The organism is Bradyrhizobium sp. HKCCYLRH3073, assembly GCF_051167995.1.
Lineage (GTDB): Bacteria > Pseudomonadota > Alphaproteobacteria > Rhizobiales > Xanthobacteraceae > Bradyrhizobium.
In genome coordinates, this window is the sequence record NZ_JBNPUD010000023.1 from 18,585 (window position 1) to 36,413 (window position 17,829).

Sequence of the window (17,829 nt, forward strand, 5' to 3'; positions counted from 1 at the left end):
ATGCACCTGCTGGCGACAACGGGCGGGGATCTCGACGACCTCGAACAGGCCGTGGATCTTGCGCAGTCGCCGGCCGAGATCGTCGTGCTGTCGTTCTCGGACACCGACCTGTCGGCGTTGGCCGAAGCCTGGACCGCGACGTCGACCGAGCTGCCCAGCCTGCGCCTCGCCAGCCTGAAGCGGCTGAAGCATCCGATGTCGGTCGATCTCTATGTCGACCGCGTCGTGCTCGGGGCGCGCGCCGTCGTCGTGCGTTGTCTCGGTGGGCTCGACTATTGGCGCTACGGGCTGGAGCGCATCGCGTCGGTGTGCCGCAGCCGCAACATCCTGTTCGCGGCACTGCCGGGCGACGATCGCGCCGACGACCGGCTCGATGCGCTCTCGACCTTGCCGCACGACGCGACGTCGCGGCTTTACGGCTATCTGCACGAGGGCGGCGTCGGCAATGCGCGCGAGGCGCTGCGTTATCTCGCGCGCCTGCTTGGCCGTGACGCGCCGTTTGCCGAGCCGATCGCGATCGGTCCGATCGTCGGCTTTACGCGCGACCGCGGCGCGGTCGGCATCGATGACCTCTGCAGCCACGATGATGCACGGCCGAGCGCGCTGATCGTGTTCTACCGTGCGAGCCTGCTCGCCGCCGATACGGCCGGGATTGCGGAATTGATGCGTTCGATCGAAGCCGAAGGGCTGGCGGCGGTCGCGGTCGCGGTGACCAGCCTGAAGGATCCCAGCATCGGCGATGCGCTGGCGCGACTGGTCCGGCACCGGCGTCCTGCGGTCATCTTGAACGCGACCGCGTTCTCGGCGCAGCGCGAGGACGGCACAACGGCGCTCGACCTCGCGGACGCGCCGGTTCTGCAGATCATCCAGGCACAGAGCACCGAGGAAGCCTGGGCTTCCTCGGCGCGTGGACTGTCGCCGACGGACCTTGCGATGAATGTCGTGCTGCCGGAGCTCGACGGCCGGCTGCTGGCGCGCCCGATTGCGTTCAAGGGCGAAGCGCCGGCGGACGAGCGTCTGCAGTTCAGCGCGATGCGTTATGTGCCTCAACAGGACCGTATTGCTTACGTCGCCCGGCTCGCGGCGCGATGGGCGCAATTGCGCGCGCTGCCGGCCAGCGAACGGCGCGTGGTGCTGGTGCTGTCCGATTATCCGGCACGCGGCGGCCGCCGCGGCTATGCGGTCGGGCTCGACACCAGCGCAAGCGCGGCCGCGATCGCGCGGCTGTTGGCGGACAGCGGGTACGACATCGGCCGCGCAGCGCCGATCGCCGACGACATCGAAGCGCTGCTGCGGGACCAGGCAGATGAGCTCGTCGTGCCGCTCGCGACCTATCGGTCCGCGCTGGCGCTGTTGCCGGATGATCTGCAGCGCGCCTTGCACGATACCTGGGGAGAGGCGGATGTCGACCCGGCATTCCGGGATGGCGCGTTCCGTTTCCCGGTGCTGCGTACAGGAAAACTGCTGATTTTGTTGCAGCCGGATCGTGGCCATCGCGCCGACCGCAAGTCCGGCTATCACGACACCAGCGTGCCGCCGCGGCACGCTTTCGTCGCGCTCTACGCGCATCTTCGTGAGGCCGAGCGGATCGATGCGCTGATTCATCTGGGTGCGCATGGCACGCTGGAATGGCTGCCGGGCAAGGCGCTGGCGCTCTCGAGCGCGTGCTGGCCGGAGGCCGTGCTGGGCCCGTTGCCGGTGATCTACCCCTTCATCGTCAACAATCCCGGCGAAGCGATGCAGGCCAAGCGGCGGTTGTCGGCACTGACGCTCGGGCATCTGACGCCGCCGCTGTCGCAGGCCGGCCTGCACGGACCCTTGCTGGAGCTGGAGGGGCTGGTCGAGGAGTATGCCGAGGCGGATGGTCTCGACAAACGCCGCTTGAAGCTGCTCGAGGAGGAGATCGTCGCGCGGGCCTGGCAGAGCGGCTTGGCCGCCGATTGCGGGCTCGACCGTGCCATGGCCGGACGCGAGGCGATCGCGCAGCTCGATGCGCAGCTCTGCGACATCAAGGAGCTCGCGGTGCGTGACCGCCTGCACGTGTTCGGGCAGGCGCCCGACACGGCGGCGACCGGCCTGTTGGCCGATGCGATCATTGCGGCCACGGGACAGGCGGCAGCGACTATCGATCGCGCCGACATCGCAGCCCGGATTGACGGGAGCGCGGCGGCCGAGCGCAGCGCGTTGCTCGCCGCGCTCGATGGCCGGCGCGTCGCCGCCGGTCCCGCCGGCGCGCCGAGCCGCGGCCGTCTCGACGTGCTGCCCACGGGCCGCAATCTGACTGCGATCGACCCGCGCGCGATTCCGACCCGCACTGCGGCTCTGGTCGGCCAGCGCGCCGCCGACGAGGTGATCCGGCGCTATCTGCAGGACCATGGCGACTACCCGCGCGCGCTCATGCTCGATCTCTGGGCGTCAGCATCGCTGCGTACCGGCGGTGACGATCTGGCCCAGGCCTTGGCTTATCTCGGCGTGCGGCCGCGCTGGGATCTCAACTCCAATCGCGTCACGGGCGTCGATGTGCTGCCGTTGGCGATGCTCGATCGCCCGCGCATCGATGCGACGCTGCGGATCTCGGGGCTGTTCCGCGACCTGTTCGAAGCGCAGATCGCGCTGTTCGATCTCGCCGTGCAGAAGGTGGCGGCGCTCGACGAGGACGATGCCGACAATCCGCTGGCCGCGGCCCGGCGGCGCGGCGAGAGCCTGGCGCGCGTGTTCGGCGGCGCGCCCGGCAGCTACGGCGCCGTTGCCTCCGATCTCGCGCTCGGGATGGACTGGACGAGCCGGTCGCAGCTCGGCGAGGCGTATCTCGACAGCACCGCTTACAGTTTTGGCGGAGCGCATGACGGCGCGTCGGCCTCCGACACGTTTCGCGCCCGCGTCCGCAGCGCCGATGCCCTCGTGCATCCGCAGGACGATCGTGAGCGCGACCTGCTCGATGGCGAGGAGGTCGCCGATTTCGCCGGAGGTTTTGCCGCCGCCGCAGCGTCGCTTGGCGCGTCGCCCGCGCTGCTGCATCTCGACACCAGCCGTCCGGAGGCGCCGACGGCGCGGAGCTTCAGCGAGGAGATTGCCCGCGTGGTCCGCGGCCGTCTCGCCAATCCGCGGTGGATCAACGGAATGCTCGCTCACGGCTATCGCGGCGTGGCCGAGATCGCGCAGGGCGTCGACGCGCTCTATGCCTTTGCGGCCACCTCCGATGCCGTCGCCGAGCACCTGTTCGATCTGGCGCATGGCGCGCTGCTGCGTGACGAAGCTGTGCTGGACGGCATGGTCGCGCGCAATCCTGCGGCCGTCGCCGCGATCGTCTCGCGGTTCGAGGATGCGCTGCGCCGGCAGCTTTGGGTGCCGCGCCGCAATGCGGTCGCTGACGAGATCGTGCAGGCTCGCGCGCGCCTCACGCAAAAGGAGAGCGTGTCGTGAGCGCCGCGGTCGAGATCAAGGGCTGGTGTCCGGGCGCGCGGCGTCCGATGCCGAGCGGCGACGGGTTGATCGTTCGCGTCCGGCCGCATGGCGGCGCGCTGCCGGTGTCGACGCTGCGCGAGCTTGCCGAGGCCGCGCGGCGTTACGGCAACGGCGAGATCGACCTCACGCGCCGCGCCAATCTGCAGATACGTGGCGTATCGTCCGAGACGCTCGTGCCGCTGTGGGAGCTGATGGCATCACTCGGCCTGCTCGATGACAGCGCCGAGCGCGAAGCCATCCGCAACATCGTCGTCAATCCGCTGGCGGGACACGACCCGGCCGAACGGGCCGACATGCGACCCGTCGCGGCCGAGCTGGAGACGTTGCTGGCCTCGGATCAGACGCTCCATGCGCTGCCGCCCAAGTTCGGCTTTGCGCTGGACGGCGGCGGCCGGCTGCCGCTGACGGAGCTCGCCGCGGATGTTCGTCTCGTCGCCTGTGGCGGCACTCGGGGGAGGCGTGTCGCCGTCGGCATTGCGGGTTCCGATGATCCCGTGTGGCTCGGAACGACAGCCGTGATCGACGCGGCATCGACGGCCGTTCACCTCGCGCGGCTGGTGCTGCAACTTAGCCCCACGCGCCGCTCCGCGACGTTGCCGCCGTCCGCGATCGCCGCGGTCAGCGCAGAGCTGAACCTTGACGTTTCCGACATCGCGCCACCGTCAGCCGCCATGGGGCAGCGACATTGCGGCGTCATTGCTCTCACGGATCAAACCTGCGCCGTCGGTCTCGGCGTGCCGTTCGGCCGCATCGATAGCGACGCGCTGGCGCGGCTTACGGCCGTGCTCGCGGCACATGATGTCGCCGAGGTCCGCCTGTCACCATGGCGTGCGCTATATGTCGTCGCGGGCGCCGTGAGTGCAGGGCAATTGGTGGCGGACGCAGCCCGGCTCGGCCTGGTCGTCGACGACGCCGATCCACTGATGCGCATCGACGCCTGCTCGGGCGCCGGCTGCTGTCCGTCCACGGAATTGGCGACGCGGCAGCATGCCCGCATGATCGCCGATGCGATGGCCCGGACGGGATTCAACGGCACGCTGCACGTCTCCGGCTGCGCCAAGGGCTGCGCGCGATCGGCGGCCGCGGACGTCGTGCTGGTCGGCGAGGCCAAATGTTATCACATCGTCCGCCACGGCACGGTGAAGAGCGAGCCCTGCGGCATGCTCGATCCCGCCGAGATCGACGTCGACGGGTTGTTCGAAACGAAAGAAAAGGCCGATGTCTGAGCTCCGCGACTACATCAAGGACGGCGCGGAGATCTACCGCCGCTCGTTCGCGACCATCCGCGCCGAGGCCGACCTGTCGCGCTTCCAGGGACTGGAAGAGAAGATCGCCGTGCGCATCGTCCATGCCTGCGGCATGGTCGAGATCACCTCCGACATCGCGATGTCCGAACATTTCGCCGCGGAGGCGCGGGCGGCGCTCGATGGCGGCGCGCCGATCCTGTGCGATGCCAAGATGGTGGCGCAGGGGATCACGCGGGCGCGGCTGCGGGAGAAGAACGAGATCATCTGCACGCTCGAGGCACCCGAGGTGCCCGCGCTTGCCGCGAAGCTTGGGACCACCCGATCCGCCGCGGCGCTGGAGCTGTGGCGGCCGCATCTCGGCGGCGCGCTGGTGGCGATCGGCAATGCGCCGACGTCGTTGTTTCATCTGCTCGACATGCTCGATCAGGGCGCGCCGCGACCGGCTGCGGTGATCGGGACGGCGGTTGGGTTCGTTGGAGCGCGGGAGTCCAAGGAGGCGCTCGCGGCCGATGGCCGGGTGCCGTATCTGATCGTGAAGGGCCGCAAGGGCGGCAGCGCGATGGCGGTCGCCGCGGTGAATGCCATCGCGAGCGACGTCGAATGAGCCTCTTAGACACCATCGCGGGCTCGGCTCATCCCGGCACGCTGTACGGCATCGGCGTCGGTCCGGGCGACGTTCGTTATCTGACCTTGCGCGCCGCGGGCCTGGTCCGGTCCGTCGATGTGGTGGCGTTCTTTGCCAAGCGCGGCATGGAAGGCAACGCGCGGCGGATCGTGGCGCCATTGATGGAAGCCGGCCGCCACGAGCTGCGGCTCGAATATCCGGTCACGGAGGAACTGCCGGTCGCCGACCCGTCCTATCAGTCAGAGATCGCCGATTTCTATCGGCGCGCGTCGGACAGCATCACCGTGCATCTGGCGGCGGGGCGATCGGTCGGTCTGCTGTCCGAAGGTGATCCGTTCTTCTACGGCTCGTTCATGCATATGTGGCGGCGGCTGGAGCACGATCATCCGGTCGAGGTCGTGCCGGGTGTCACCGGCATGTCCGGTTGCTGGACCAAGGCCAACGTTCCGATCACCTGGGGCGACGACGTCCTCTCCGTGCTGCCGGGCACACTGGGCGAGGACGTCCTGCATGATCGGCTGACGCGTTGCGAGGCTGCCGTGATCATGAAGGTCGGGCGCAACCTCGCCAAGGTGAAGCGCGCGATCATCAGCGCCGGATTGCTCGATCGCGCGCTCTATGTCGAGCGCGGCACGATGGAGGCGCAGCGCGTCGCGCCGCTGGCCGAGGTGGAGCTGGACCGCGGTCCCTATTTCTCGATGATCCTGATCCCCGGGCAGGGGCGACGGCTATGACGGGCACGCTGACCATCGTGGGCGTCGGCCCGGGGCGGGCCGAATTGATCACGCCCGCCGCCGCGGCCGCCATCGCAAGCGCGACCGATCTGATCGGCTATGGACCGTATCTCGACAGGGTGACCACAACGAGTCCGGGCCAGATCCGGCACGCCAGCGACAATCGCGTCGAGCTCGACCGCGCCCGCCACGCACTCGCGCTCGCGAGCGACGGCAGGCAGGTCGCGGTGGTGTCGGGCGGCGATCCCGGCGTGTTCGCGATGGCCGCGGCGGTGTTCGAAGCGGTCGAGGCGGGACCAGCGGCGTGGCGCGACCTCGACATCCGCGTCGAGCCCGGCGTCACCGCGATGCTGGCGGCCGCGGCTGAGGTCGGGGCGCCGCTCGGCGGCGACTTCTGTGCGATCTCGCTGTCCGACAATCTCAAGAGCTGGACGACCATCCGTCGTCGCCTCGAGGCGGCCGCCGCGGCCGATTTCGTCGTTGCGCTCTATAATCCGCTGTCCAAAGCGCGGCCTCATCAGCTGGGCGAGGCGTTCGCGCTGCTGCGCCAGATCAAGCCGGCTTCGACCGTCGTCGTCATGGTCAGGGCCGCGGGCAGTGGTGATGTCGGACGGATCATCACCACCTTGGGCGAGGTCGATCCCGACAAGGCGGACATGCGCACGCTTGTGCTGATCGGATCGAGCGCCACGCGCCTGATCGCGCGCGAGGGAAAGTCGCCGTTTGTCTATACGCTGCGCCGTGAGGTTGAGGGCGGGGCATGAACCAGTTGTGCCTCCAGCCACTGCAATGCGGCTCGCGCGCCGTCCAGCGCGATGCCATGCGGCTTGTCGGGTCTTGCGATCATCACCACGGGAATCGCGAGCCGCCGCGCGGCTGCGATCTTCGGATACGTGGCCGCGCCTCCGGAGTTCTTCGATACCACAAAGGCAATGCGCTCTTGGGTCAGAAAGGCTTGCTCTGTCGGCTCGTCGAACGGCCCGCGATCGTGGACGAAGCGAATGTCGGGCGGCAACGCGACGTCGCCAGGCGGGTCGATGGTTCGCGCGACGTAGTGGTGCTGCGGGGCTGCTGCGAAGGCTGCGAGCTCCAGGCGGCCAAGGCTGAGGAATACACGCGCCGGATCCGTTCCGAGCGCGGAAGCCGCGTCGTCGGCACTGCCGACTTCGATCCAGCGGTCCCCGGCCTGGCGTTGCCAGGCCGCGCGCCGGATCGACGCCAGCGGCACCGACAGCGCATGGCAGGCTGCGACCGCATGGCGCGAGATCTGGTCGGCGTAGGGATGCGTGGCATCGATGACGGCGTCGATCGCATGATCCCGCAGCCAGGCTTCCAGTCCGGCGATGCCGCCGAAGCCGCCGATGCGCGTCGGCAGCGGCTGCGGTCTGGGCACGGCGGTGCGGCCGGCGAGCGAGAGCGTCGCTGCGAACCGGTCGTCGCCGGCGAGCAGCCGCGCCAGCTCCGAAGCCTCGGTCGTCCCGCCAAGAATGAGAATACGCATGCGGGGCAGTGTCCATGGTGAACTCGGCCGCAACTTGCAACGCGCAGCGCTGGCTGTCCATCGTCGGGATCGGCGAGGATGGTGTTGGCGGTCTCTCGACGTCCGCACGACGTCTCATCGCGCAGGCGGCGCTCGTGGTCGGAGGCGCGCGCCATCTCGAGCTTGCCGCGCCGTTGATCGCGGGGGAACGGCTGGCTTGGCCCAGCCCGTTGAAGCTCGCGTTCGATCAGATCGCGGCGCGACGGGGAGAGCCCGTCGTCGTTCTCGCAAGCGGCGATCCTTTCAACTACGGCGTCGGCAAGCAGCTGATGCAGCGTTTCGCGCCCGCCGAGATGTTGTGCGTCCCGCAGCCCTCGGCCTTCAGCCTCGCGGCGGCACGGCTCGGCTGGCCGCTGCAGGACGTGGCGCAGGTGACGCTGCACGGCCGCCCGCTGGAAGGGATCATCCGCCATCTTGCGCCGGGGGCGCGCATTCTGGCGCTGGCCTGGGATGGATCCACTGCCGCAAGGCTCGCCGCGCTGCTGACCTCGCGCCGCATGGGACGTTCGCGCCTGACGGTGCTGGAAGCGATCGGCGGCCCACACGAGCGGGTGCGAGGCGCGCCAGCTGACGCGTTCGATCTCTCCGATATCCATCCGCTGACGACGATCGCGATCGAGGTCGACGCGGAGGTTGATGCGCCCGTGATCCCGCTGACCGCCGGTCTTGCCGATGACCTGTTCGAGCATGACGGCCAGTTGACCAAGCGTGACGTTCGCGCCGTGACGTTGTCGGCCTTGGCGCCGCGTCCAGGCGAACTGCTGTGGGACGTCGGGCTGGGCTCGGGCGCGGTGGCAATCGAGTGGCTGCTGCGGCACGGCTCGCTGCGCGCGATCGGGATCGAGGCGCGGCAGGACCGGGCCGGCCGGGCGATGCGCAACGCGCTGGCGCTCGGCACTCCCGAGCTGAAGGTGGTGATGGGACGCGCGCCGGCGGTGCTGGCGGATCTGGAAGCGCCCGATGCGGTCTTCATCGGCGGCGGCATTTCGGAAATGGGTGTGTTCGAAGCCGTCTGGTCGCGGCTGAAACCCGGCGGCCGCCTCGTCGCCAACGTGGTGTCGCTCGAAGGCGAGGCGCGGCTGAGCGCGTTGTTCGGCCAGCATGGCGGTGAACTGATCCGCATCGCGGTTTCGCGCATCGAGCCGGTCGGCCGCATGCACGGCTGGCGGCAGGCCATGCCGATCACGCAGTGGCGGGTGACGAAACCATGATCGCGCTCGGAATCGGTTGCCGGCGTGCCGCCAGCGTCGCAGACATCGAGGCGGTGATCGCACAGGCGCTCTCGCTTGCACGCCTCGCCCCGGCAGACGTGGCGGTGCTCGCCACGGCGGCGGACAAGGTCAGCGAACCCAGCGTGATCAGCGCCGCGCGCCGGCTTGGCCGCCCGCTCGTCGGAGTGGCCTCTGCTGACATGGCGGCTGTCGCCGATCGCGCGATCACGCGAAGCGATCGCGTCAGGCGCCTGAAGGGTGTACCTTCGGTCGCCGAGACGGCGGCGCTGGCTGCCGCCGGCGCGAATGCCCGGCTGGTCCTGGCGCGCGTCGCAAACGCCGCAGCGACCTGCGCGCTGGCGGAGGGCGAGGCGGCCATCGATGCGGAGCGTGCGCCATGACGGTGCACTTCATCGGCGCCGGTCCCGGCGCCCCGGACCTGATCACCTTGCGCGGCCGTGACCTGATCGCGCGCTGTCCGGTATGTCTCTATGCGGGCTCGCTGGTCCCTCGAGCGCTGCTCGATCATTGCCCGCCCGGCGCACGTATCGTCGACACGGCACCGATGTCGCTCGACGAGATCGTGGCCGAGATCGAGCGCGCCACGCTCGCGGGCGACGACGTGGCGCGGCTGCATTCCGGCGATCTCTCGATCTGGAGCGCGCTCGGCGAGCAATTGCGGCGCCTGGATGCATTGCGGATTCCCTACACGATCACACCCGGTGTGCCGTCGTTCGCGGCGGCGGCGGCCGCGCTTGGTCGCGAATTGACCTTGCCGGGATTAGCCCAATCGGTGGTGCTCACGCGGACCTCCGGCCGCGCGTCGGCCATGCCGGACACGGAGCAGCTTTCGCTGTTCGCGCAGTCGCGCGCCACGCTCGCCATCCATCTCTCGATCCACGTTCTCGACAAGGTCGTCGAGGAGCTGCGGCCGCATTACGGTGACGACTGTCCGGTCGCGATCGTCTATCGCGCGAGCTGGCCGGACCAGCTGGTCCTGACCGGCACGCTGGCGACCATCGTCGGCCAGGCCGCGGCTTCCGCCGTGGAGCGGACCGCGCTGATCCTGGTGGGCCGCGCACTCGCAACCGAGGATTTTCGCAACAGCGCGCTGTACGATGCCGACTATCAGCGGCGCTTCCGCGGGAGAGGGGATTGAGCCGGTCCATGACTTTGTCCGACCAGCCGGCCGTCGCGGTCGAACACGGCGATGTCGAGGGCCATGTCGTTGTCGCCCAGCGCACGCCGCGCCGTCGTCCAGGCGGCGAGCGCGACCACCTCTCCGGCAGGAAACCCGACCCGCTGGGACTCCTGCAGCACCTGCAGCGCGGTGTTGGCCGTGCGTGCGCTCGTGACCAGCGTGGCCGGCGCACCCGCGTCATGCAGCGTGTTCGCCAGCCAGCCGAGATCGACCTCGCCGGCGCGCGAATGCAGGTCGAGCAGGCCCTGGCCGAGCTTGGTCATCTTGGCGAAGCCGCCGGCCACGGTGACGCGAGCGACCGGATGCCGTCGCAGATATTTCAGCATGCCGCCGGCGAAATCGCCCATGTCGATCAGCGCCGTCTCCGGCAGGCCATGGAGCCGCTGCACGGCCTTCTCGGATGTGCTTCCCGTCGCGCCGGCGATGTGCGGCAGGCCGGCCGCGCGCGCGACGTCGATGCCGCGATAGATGGAGTGGATCCAGGCAGCACAGCTGAACGGCACCACGATTCCCGTGGTGCCGAGGATCGACAGGCCGCCGACGATGCCGAGCCGCGGGTTGAGCGTCTTTCTGGCGAGCTCCTCGCCGCCGGGAATGGAGATCTCGACGGCCACGTCGCCTGTCGCACCGAGCTTTGCCGAGGCTTCGCCAATCGCCGCCGTGATCATCTCGCGCGGCACCGGATTGATCGCAGGCTCTCCCGGCGGCAGCGGCAATCCCGGTCGTGTCACGGTGCCGACGCCGGGGCCGGCGCGGAACGTTACGCCGGAATTGTCTGCACCGCGCCGCAAGGTTGCTCTGACCAGCGCACCATGCGTGACGTCAGGATCGTCGCCGGCGTCCTTGACCACGCCCGCGGTGGCCTCGATGCCGTCGGCCTCATGCATCGCGATCGCAAAGCCGACACGACGTCCGCCCGGAAGGGCGATCTCGACCATGGCAGGACAGTTGCCCGTGATCAGCAGCTCGTAGGCGGCGCGCGCCGCAGCCGTGGCGCAGCTGCCGGTCGTCCAGCCACGCTTCAGCGGTCGGTTCGGCGGATCCGCGATGTCCATCATGTCGGTTCGCATAGCACATTTTGCCATGCCTCGGCGGCGTTACGGCCATGAGCAAGGCGGCGCCCAGCGGAATCATCATCGCCGCGCCGCGTTCGGGCGCCGGCAAGACGACCGTCACGCTCGGGCTGTTGCGTGCACTCAGCCGGCGCGGCGCGCGCGTGCAACCCTTCAAATGCGGCCCGGACTATATCGATCTCGCCTATCACACGGCCGCGGCAAAGCGGACGAGCTACAATCTCGACAGCTGGGCGATGTCCGCGCCGCAGCTGCTCGGGCTTGCCTGCGGCGTTGCCGCCGACGCCGATATCGCCATCGTCGAGGGCGTCATGGGCCTGTTCGATGGCGCGTCACATCCCGGGCGCGCGGGCAGGGGCTCGGCCGCAGATCTTGCAGCCCTGACCGGCTGGCCGGTCGTGCTCGTTCTCGATGTCAGCGGGCAGACCGAGACGGCCGCCGCCGTCGCGCTCGGCTGCGCGCGTTTTCGCGACGATGTCCACGTGGCCGGGGTGATCCTCAATCGGGTCGCGAGCGAGCGGCACCGGGCGCTCATCGAGCCGGCGTTTGCGACCGTCGGAATCGAGGTGCTCGGCGCGCTGGCGCGGGACGCGCAACTGACCTTGCCCGAACGCCATCTCGGGCTGGTCCAGGCCCAGGAGATCACGGCCATCGAGGCCCATCTCGAGCGTCTTGCGGCAAGCGTGTCCGGGTCGGTCGATCTCGACGCGGTGCTTGCTCTCGCAAATCCGATTCGGGCGCCTGGCCTCGCCGCGCAGAGCTCCAGCCTCGGCATCAAACCGCCCGGACAGCGCATCGCGCTCGCATCAGATGCGGCCTTCTCGTTCAGCTATCCGCATCTGCTGCGGCACTGGCGCGCTCAGGGCGCGGAGGCCATCCCGTTCTCGCCGTTGAACGATGAGGCTCCTGATCCGGCAGCCGACGCGGTGTGGCTGCCAGGCGGCTATCCCGAATTGCATGCGGGACGGCTGGCCTCGGCGCGGTCGTTCCTGGACGCGTTGCGCGCGATGGCCTCGCGCGGCGTGCCAATCCACGGCGAGTGCGGCGGCTACATGACGCTAGGCGCGGGACTCGAAGATGCCCATGGTGTCCGGCATGCGATGGCTGGGCTGCTGTCACTGGAAACGTCGTTCGCGCGACGCCGCCTGCATCTCGGCTATCGTCAAGCGACGCTCTTGGTCGACTGCAGCCTCGGCCCGAGAGGGGCCGTCGTTCACGGCCACGAATTCCATTATGCAACCATCCTGAGCGAGGCAGACGATCCGCTGATCGCGTGCCGCGATGCCTCGGGCGGCGTCATCGCCGAGCGCGGCGCCCGGCGCGGGTCGATGACCGGATCGTTCCTGCACGTCCTGAGCGGGGAGGGCGCATGAGCGAGCCAGGCCGAAGCCCTCCGCAGTTCGACGCGACATTCCGGCAGCGCTTTGCCGAGCTGGTGCGCTGGCGTCGCGACGTCCGCCGTTTCCGCGCCGATCCGGTCTCCCTTGAGCTGATCGAGCAGTTGCTCGCTCTCGCGTCCTACGCGCCGTCCGTCGGCTTCTGCCAGCCTTGGCGGTTCGTGCTCGTCGAGAGCGCCGAACGCCGCGCGACGGTGATCGAGAACTTCCAGCATGCGAACCAGGCGGCGCTCGCCGGCTATGATGGTGAGCGGCGCGCGCTCTATGCAAGCCTCAAGCTGGAAGGCTTGACGCAGGCGCCGGTCCATCTCGCCGTCTGTGCCGACGAAGGCGCTGCCACCGGGCATCGTCTCGGCCGCGCCACGATGCCGGAAACGCTCCGCTACTCGGTGGTCGCAGCGATCCAGACGTTCTGGCTGGCGGCGCGCGCGGAAGGTCTCGGCGTTGGCTGGGTGTCGATCCTGGACCCGGAGGCTGTCTGTCGCGCGCTCGAATTGCCGTCGGACTGGAGCCTGATTGCGTATCTCTGCGTCGGCTGGCCGCAGGAGGAGCATGACGATCCCGAGCTGGAACGTCACGGCTGGGAAACGCGGCTCGACCGGACCGTGATCAAGCCGCTCAAGCGTTAGGTCACGACGCGAGCGCCAACGCCGGCGCGTCAACCGTCATCGGCTCGCCGACGGCGGCCTCGGCGCGCATGAGCTGAAACCGTGTGCCGTGCAGGTTGACGGTCAGTGGAATGCCGCGGAAATCGTCGTGAAAGGCGTGGATGCGGCGCGCCATCTCGGATCGATCGATGTCGGCGGGCATGTCGCATAGGGCGGCGTACATCTGCCTCGTGCTCTTGGTGCCGCTCCAACCGGTGCCGAGCGCCGGCAGCGGGCCGGCCTGGCAGGCGAGGTCGCGCGACATCCGCCAGAACAGATAGGCGAGCCGCACGAACGCCATCTGCTCCAGGCCGCGGACATCCACGCCTTGGGGGATGTCGAACGGCTCGACACCGACGATCGCGCCGCAGTCGACCCGGGTCTCCATCGCGTGGGCCGTCGCGCCGAAGCGCTTCGTACCGTCGTACATTGCGAAATGGGCCGGCGCCCAGCCGGGATAATCCGGTGGGCCCGGATGAAAATTGTAGGCGCCGTAACCGAGCGCCTGAAGGATGGCGGCAGGCACGACGACGCCGGTCGTGAACGCAAGCAGGCGGGATCTGCCGAGCACGTCGCGTTCGATGGCTTCGAGGTCCTGCAGGCTGACCGCGCAGCGGAATGCGAGGGCAGCGTTGTGCGCCCGCAGGAGCTCGGACAACGCGAGCTGCTGGTCACGGCTGCCGGTGAGAAGAATGATGGTGTCGAACATGATTTGTCCTGGCTGGCGTCAGTGGCGATGGGCGTTGAAGCTGGCGGGCCGGCGCATGGCTTCCGAGGCGGCGGTGGCGGCGAACAGATCGGCCGGCAGCTCCTGACCGGGGACAATCTCGAGTACCATGTTGTCGGCCAGCAAAGCGGCCCGCCGCGCCATGCGAACCTCCGGCGCCCACGAGCACAGCGAAAGCTCGAGGCGGCCAAAGCCGCCGCAATCGGCGACGAAGGCGCTCGTCAGCCGCTCGATGCTGTCGGCCGTTGCGCGCGCGCTGCTACCTTCGACATCGCGCAGGATGACCGTGACGCCCCGGCCGGATTTTACTTTCGAGCGCACCACGAGCAGCGACTCCAGCGCGCCGACGCGCCCCGCCCGCCGCGGCGAGCGTGCCACTTCGGCGAAGTCCGGGTCGGGGCCGAGATCAGCGTTTGTCGGCTTCAGATTGTGGACGATCGTCGCGTTGCCGACTCCGGCTTCCCCTGCAACGGCATGGTAGCTGCGGGGAAGCCAGACCGTATCGAGTGCGATCTGGGACGTCACCGCACTCCAGGCCTGGTCGATCAGATAGCCGTCCCAGACATCGGGATATGACGAGGCAATCTCGCGCCAGGTCGTCAGCATGGTCTCGGCCGCCTTGGAGCGGCCGAAATAGAGAGTGCGCGGCGACATCTCCCAGCCGTTCCACTTATGGACGGCGAAGTCGCAGCCGGCCAGATGAGGAAGGCCCGGGGCGGCTTGAAACATCACGTCCGCCTCGACGTACAACAGCGGCTCGCGGTGCCGCTGCCACATCCGCGCGACGAAGTCGGCCTTGTCGGCAGCGCTCAGGCGTTCGCCGGGGCGGCAATCGATCGCCTCGATGTCGAATGGGAGCCCGAGCCGCTGCAGCGAGCGTCTGAGATGATAGACGTGCAAGTCGCCGACCGTCGTCGGATGGCAGGACACGACACGCATCGTAGTTGCGGGTGCCGTCTCCGGAGCAGGCCAGTCGCGGCCGCCCCACCACAATTCATGCGGACCGTCGGCCGAGGTGCCGACGGTGCCGAACGCCGTCAACTTGGATTTCAGGAAATCGAACGCGGGGTTTTCGCCGAAAGGGATCGCCACGGCATCGTGCGAGGTCAGCGTGCCGTACAGCAGCTCCGCACCCGCGCCGGTTGGCGGATCGAGCAGGACGATCGTGCGGCCGCGGCCAGGCGATGGACGTTCGCCGCAGTGAACCAGCGGCCCGAATGTCCGCGACAGCCACTGCAGACGAAGACCTTGCTGCTGACCGAGCCTGACGCCTCGAGCGCGCAAGGCTTGCGTCGGGTCGTCGTCGATGGCTTTCGGGTCTTGTCGCATCATGCCGGGTCCTCCTGCACAATCAAACGGACCACGTCGGCCAATCAGGCGCGTCGATCACGCATGCGCCGGCGTCGGTCACTTGCGATGATGCGAGCAGGACGAAGCTCTCGACACGGAAAACGCGAACTTCGTTTCGCAATGTTGCCGGCGCGCCGCGCGAAGCCCGCACAGATGAATCAACATCGTGGATGCGTAAGAAGACGTACGGGCATTCGCTTTCGATCTGATAGCGCTTGGTCGACGCCGAAGTACGAAATCGGGCATTAAAAAGCAGTCGCGGGCGCGGATCGCGCGCTTCGCGCTGAGATATCGAACGCGACGATACTCACGAAAGTCGACGTCGATCGAAACATTGAGCAACATTCGGTGACGCTACAGACATCGATTGACACCTACGCGTGCGTCGTCGGCGCGCGACGCATCACGTCGATCGCTTCATTTGTCGTTCCATCAGCAACTACAACGTACGAGCACGACAGATCAGGCGCGCCTTGTCGCAAAAATCGTCACGAGATTCAAAAATCGCGTCTGCGGAAACTGACAGAGTCGAAAAATGCGATAATTTCGTCGAGGTGATTCGGAAAAAATTGCCGGGCGAGATGATCGTTTCGCAAGAACTCCGGATCTTGATCGACCGCAGATTTGGTGTGCGCGGTCCGCATCCAGGGATGCTGTTAGTAAGCGTTGCAGCCCGCGTTTTCTGCTGAACTCGTCTTCCGGAATGAACCCGCGCCATGCCGAACATCGGCCTCTCCTTCTCAATGATCGTCGAGCGCTCGATCCGCGTGCGGCAGAATTTGCCTGTCCCTAGGCAAAACATTCCATCTAACTACCTGAAAAATCACGAAAAATCTTCGCCTGCTTCTCTCGATCACAGCGTTCAACGATCGGAAGCCGTCTGCGAATACCGCATTCGGCATTGCGGGTTGGAGATGCGGAAATGAGCTACGCGCTGGACGTCTGGGCCCCGGCCGATGGCGTATCTTCGAAGGAGCCGGGGTCCCCGGACGTCGCGGTGGTGCTGCCGTCGAGCGAGTCGGTCAGCACCGTTCCAGACTCTGCGCCGCCGGGCGAGACCATGGTCTTCGACGAGGACAAGGATCTGCTCGACCGGCTGGCCACCGGAGAGGAGCTCGCATTTCGCCTTCTCGTCGAGCGCCACATCGACCGCGCCTATGCGATTGCGTTGCGCATCGTCGGCAATGCCGCCGACGCCGAGGACGTCGTTCAGGATACGATGCTGAAGGTCTGGACTCATCGCGGGCGGTGGCAGCACGGCCGTGCCAAATTCTCGACCTGGCTCTATCGCGTCGTCAGCAACCGCTGCATCGACATCCGCCGCAAGCCGCGGACCGAGAATGTCGATGTGGTGCCCGAGGTTGCGGACGGCAAGCCGGATGCCGTGAGCGTCATCGAGCGTGCGGAGCTCAGCGACCTCCTGGAAGGAGCGATGCAGCGGCTTCCGGAGCAGCAACGGATCGCCGTGATCCTGTCGTATCACGAGAACATGAGCAACGGCGAAATCGCCGAGGTGATGGACACGACAGTGGCCGCCGTGGAGTCGCTGTTGAAGCGGGGTCGCCAGCATCTGCGCGACATGCTGCGGCGTCACGAGCGCGACATTCGCGGCGCCTTCACCGATTGCTAACCATAAAATTCCCGGCGCGGGAGAATTCCCGCCTGATTCCCGCAGGCGCTTCCGTTTGATCGGTCAGACGGGGCCGATCCGCACCGTCAGTCCTTCCACGATGCGGCGTGCTTTGCCGATCACTCAGGAGTCCTCACCGTGCCCGCAATTTCCACCAACATCGCCGCCAACTCCGCCGTCCGCTACTTGAACATCAACTCCAACCAGGAGACGAGCTCGCTCTCCAAGCTGTCGAGCGGTTCGCGCATCACGTCGGCCTCGGACGACGCGGCCGGTCTCGCCATTTCCACGCGCATCTCCTCGGACATCACCACGCTGCAGCAGGCCGCGACCAACGCCGCCCAGGCGACGTCGATCCTGCAGACCGCGGATGGCGGCGCGTCGAACATCAGCGACATCCTGGCGCGCATGAAGTCGCTGGCCTCCGAGTCCGCATCGGGCACCACGGTCGGAACCAGCCGCACCTACATCCAGTCGGAATTCTCGCAGCTCATCAGCGAAATCTCGTCGATCGCGACCGGAACGCGCTACAGCGGTCAGAGCCTGCTCGACGGCACCAGCACGTTCTCGTCGGGCGTCTCGGTTCTGGTCGGATCGTCCGCGTCCGACACCATCAACATCACGCTGTCGGATCTCACCGCGAGCACGCTCGGCGTCTCGTCGCTCGACGTCAGCACCCAGACCGGCGCGACCGCAGCCTTGACCACTCTCGACACCGCGATCGACACCGTGTCGAAGGCGCGTGCCGACATCGGCGCGCAGGAGTCGCGCTTCAACTTCTCGGCCGATTCGATCTCGACGCAGACGCAGAACCTGCAATCGGCCAATTCCGCCATCAAGGACGTCGACATCGCCTCGGAGCAGGCGAAGCTGTCGTCGGCGCAGGTGAAGACCCAGGCCGCGGTATCGGCGGAAGCCGCCGCCAACCAGATCCCGCAGTACCTCCTGAAGCTGCTGGGCTGAGCCGTGATCTGCCGGGCCG

General features: G+C 67.9%; 17 protein-coding genes. 13 read left to right on the forward strand and 4 right to left on the reverse strand.

All coding sequences use genetic code 11. From position 1 onward, the window contains the following. From cobN to cobJ, 5 genes are read left to right on the forward strand one after another with little or no spacing between them, the layout of a single operon-like run. The gene (gene cobN, locus ACQR1X_RS31035; protein WP_434900247.1) at positions 1-3,423 is read left to right on the forward strand and encodes a cobaltochelatase subunit CobN; all 3,423 of its coding nucleotides are present in this window, start codon (positions 1-3) and stop codon (positions 3,421-3,423) included. After that, on the forward strand, positions 3,420-4,691 hold the full coding sequence (cobG, locus tag ACQR1X_RS31040) for a precorrin-3B synthase (RefSeq protein WP_434900248.1): 1,272 nt from the start codon (positions 3,420-3,422) through the stop codon (positions 4,689-4,691). Before cobN ends, cobG begins: the two co-directional genes overlap by 4 nt. Beyond that, positions 4,684-5,316 carry a precorrin-8X methylmutase gene (locus tag ACQR1X_RS31045; RefSeq protein WP_315805129.1) on the forward strand — a complete coding sequence of 211 codons (633 nt, stop codon included), beginning with the start codon at positions 4,684-4,686 and terminating at the stop codon, positions 5,314-5,316. The genes cobG and ACQR1X_RS31045 overlap by 8 nt, the downstream gene beginning before the upstream one ends. Next, complete coding sequence (locus tag ACQR1X_RS31050; RefSeq protein ID WP_434900249.1) at positions 5,313-6,071, forward strand: precorrin-2 C(20)-methyltransferase; 759 nt, start codon at positions 5,313-5,315, stop codon at positions 6,069-6,071. Before ACQR1X_RS31045 ends, ACQR1X_RS31050 begins: the two co-directional genes overlap by 4 nt. After that, entirely contained in the window at positions 6,068-6,835 is a 768-nt protein-coding gene (cobJ, locus tag ACQR1X_RS31055) for a precorrin-3B C(17)-methyltransferase (protein WP_434891083.1), read from the forward strand. The genes ACQR1X_RS31050 and cobJ overlap by 4 nt, the downstream gene beginning before the upstream one ends. Here cobJ and ACQR1X_RS31060 read toward each other — a convergent pair. After that, positions 6,799-7,572, reverse strand: a complete 774-nt coding sequence (locus ACQR1X_RS31060; RefSeq protein WP_434900250.1) for a cobalt-precorrin-6A reductase — start codon at positions 7,570-7,572, stop codon at positions 6,799-6,801. The two genes, cobJ and ACQR1X_RS31060, sit on opposite strands and share 37 nt — an antisense overlap. A 14-nt stretch (positions 7,573-7,586) precedes the next feature. Between ACQR1X_RS31060 and cbiE the strand changes: the two genes are divergently transcribed. Genes cbiE through cobM form a run of 3 tightly spaced genes read left to right on the forward strand, consistent with a single transcriptional unit; the run spans position 7,587 to position 9,981 of the window. After that, positions 7,587-8,822, forward strand: a complete 1,236-nt coding sequence (gene cbiE / locus ACQR1X_RS31065; protein ID WP_434891082.1) for a precorrin-6y C5,15-methyltransferase (decarboxylating) subunit CbiE — start codon at positions 7,587-7,589, stop codon at positions 8,820-8,822. Then, a complete protein-coding gene (locus ACQR1X_RS31070; RefSeq protein ID WP_434891081.1) occupies positions 8,819-9,223 on the forward strand; it encodes a cobalamin biosynthesis protein in 405 nt (134 codons plus the stop codon). Before cbiE ends, ACQR1X_RS31070 begins: the two co-directional genes overlap by 4 nt. After that, positions 9,220-9,981: a precorrin-4 C(11)-methyltransferase gene (cobM, locus tag ACQR1X_RS31075; RefSeq protein ID WP_434900251.1), complete on the forward strand. Its 762-nt coding sequence runs from the start codon at positions 9,220-9,222 to the stop codon at positions 9,979-9,981. The genes ACQR1X_RS31070 and cobM overlap by 4 nt, the downstream gene beginning before the upstream one ends. Here cobM and ACQR1X_RS31080 read toward each other — a convergent pair. Continuing rightward, entirely contained in the window at positions 9,951-11,081 is a 1,131-nt protein-coding gene (locus tag ACQR1X_RS31080) for a cobalt-precorrin-5B (C(1))-methyltransferase (protein ID WP_434900252.1), read from the reverse strand. The two genes, cobM and ACQR1X_RS31080, sit on opposite strands and share 31 nt — an antisense overlap. A gap of 47 nt (positions 11,082-11,128) precedes the next feature. Here ACQR1X_RS31080 and ACQR1X_RS31085 point away from each other — a divergent pair, with 47 nt between their 5' ends. Together ACQR1X_RS31085 and bluB are read left to right on the forward strand one after the other, a co-directional pair. Then, the gene (locus tag ACQR1X_RS31085) at positions 11,129-12,469 is read left to right on the forward strand and encodes a cobyrinate a,c-diamide synthase (protein ID WP_434891080.1); all 1,341 of its coding nucleotides are present in this window, start codon (positions 11,129-11,131) and stop codon (positions 12,467-12,469) included. After that, entirely contained in the window at positions 12,466-13,122 is a 657-nt protein-coding gene (bluB, locus tag ACQR1X_RS31090) for a 5,6-dimethylbenzimidazole synthase (protein WP_434900253.1), read from the forward strand. Before ACQR1X_RS31085 ends, bluB begins: the two co-directional genes overlap by 4 nt. Position 13,123: 1 nt before the next feature. On the opposite strand, the gene ACQR1X_RS31095 is transcribed toward bluB, so the two are convergent. Both ACQR1X_RS31095 and ACQR1X_RS31100 read right to left on the reverse strand, forming a co-directional pair. After that, on the reverse strand, positions 13,124-13,849 hold the full coding sequence (locus ACQR1X_RS31095; RefSeq protein ID WP_316238637.1) for a formyltransferase family protein: 726 nt from the start codon (positions 13,847-13,849) through the stop codon (positions 13,124-13,126). Between the two features lie 18 nt (positions 13,850-13,867). Further along, positions 13,868-15,199, reverse strand: a complete 1,332-nt coding sequence (locus tag ACQR1X_RS31100; RefSeq protein WP_434891079.1) for a hypothetical protein — start codon at positions 15,197-15,199, stop codon at positions 13,868-13,870. Positions 15,200-15,933: 734 nt separating this feature from the next. On the opposite strand from ACQR1X_RS31100, the gene ACQR1X_RS31105 reads away from it, so the two are divergent. The 3 genes from ACQR1X_RS31105 to ACQR1X_RS31115 all read left to right on the forward strand — a co-directional run bounded on the left by ACQR1X_RS31105 (position 15,934) and on the right by ACQR1X_RS31115 (position 17,810). After that, entirely contained in the window at positions 15,934-16,143 is a 210-nt protein-coding gene (locus ACQR1X_RS31105) for a hypothetical protein (protein WP_315805141.1), read from the forward strand. After that, positions 16,140-16,847: an RNA polymerase sigma factor gene (locus ACQR1X_RS31110; RefSeq protein ID WP_315805142.1), complete on the forward strand. Its 708-nt coding sequence runs from the start codon at positions 16,140-16,142 to the stop codon at positions 16,845-16,847. The genes ACQR1X_RS31105 and ACQR1X_RS31110 overlap by 4 nt, the downstream gene beginning before the upstream one ends. A gap of 138 nt (positions 16,848-16,985) precedes the next feature. After that, the gene (locus tag ACQR1X_RS31115; RefSeq protein ID WP_315805143.1) at positions 16,986-17,810 is read left to right on the forward strand and encodes a flagellin; all 825 of its coding nucleotides are present in this window, start codon (positions 16,986-16,988) and stop codon (positions 17,808-17,810) included. Positions 17,811-17,829 lie beyond the last annotated feature (19 nt).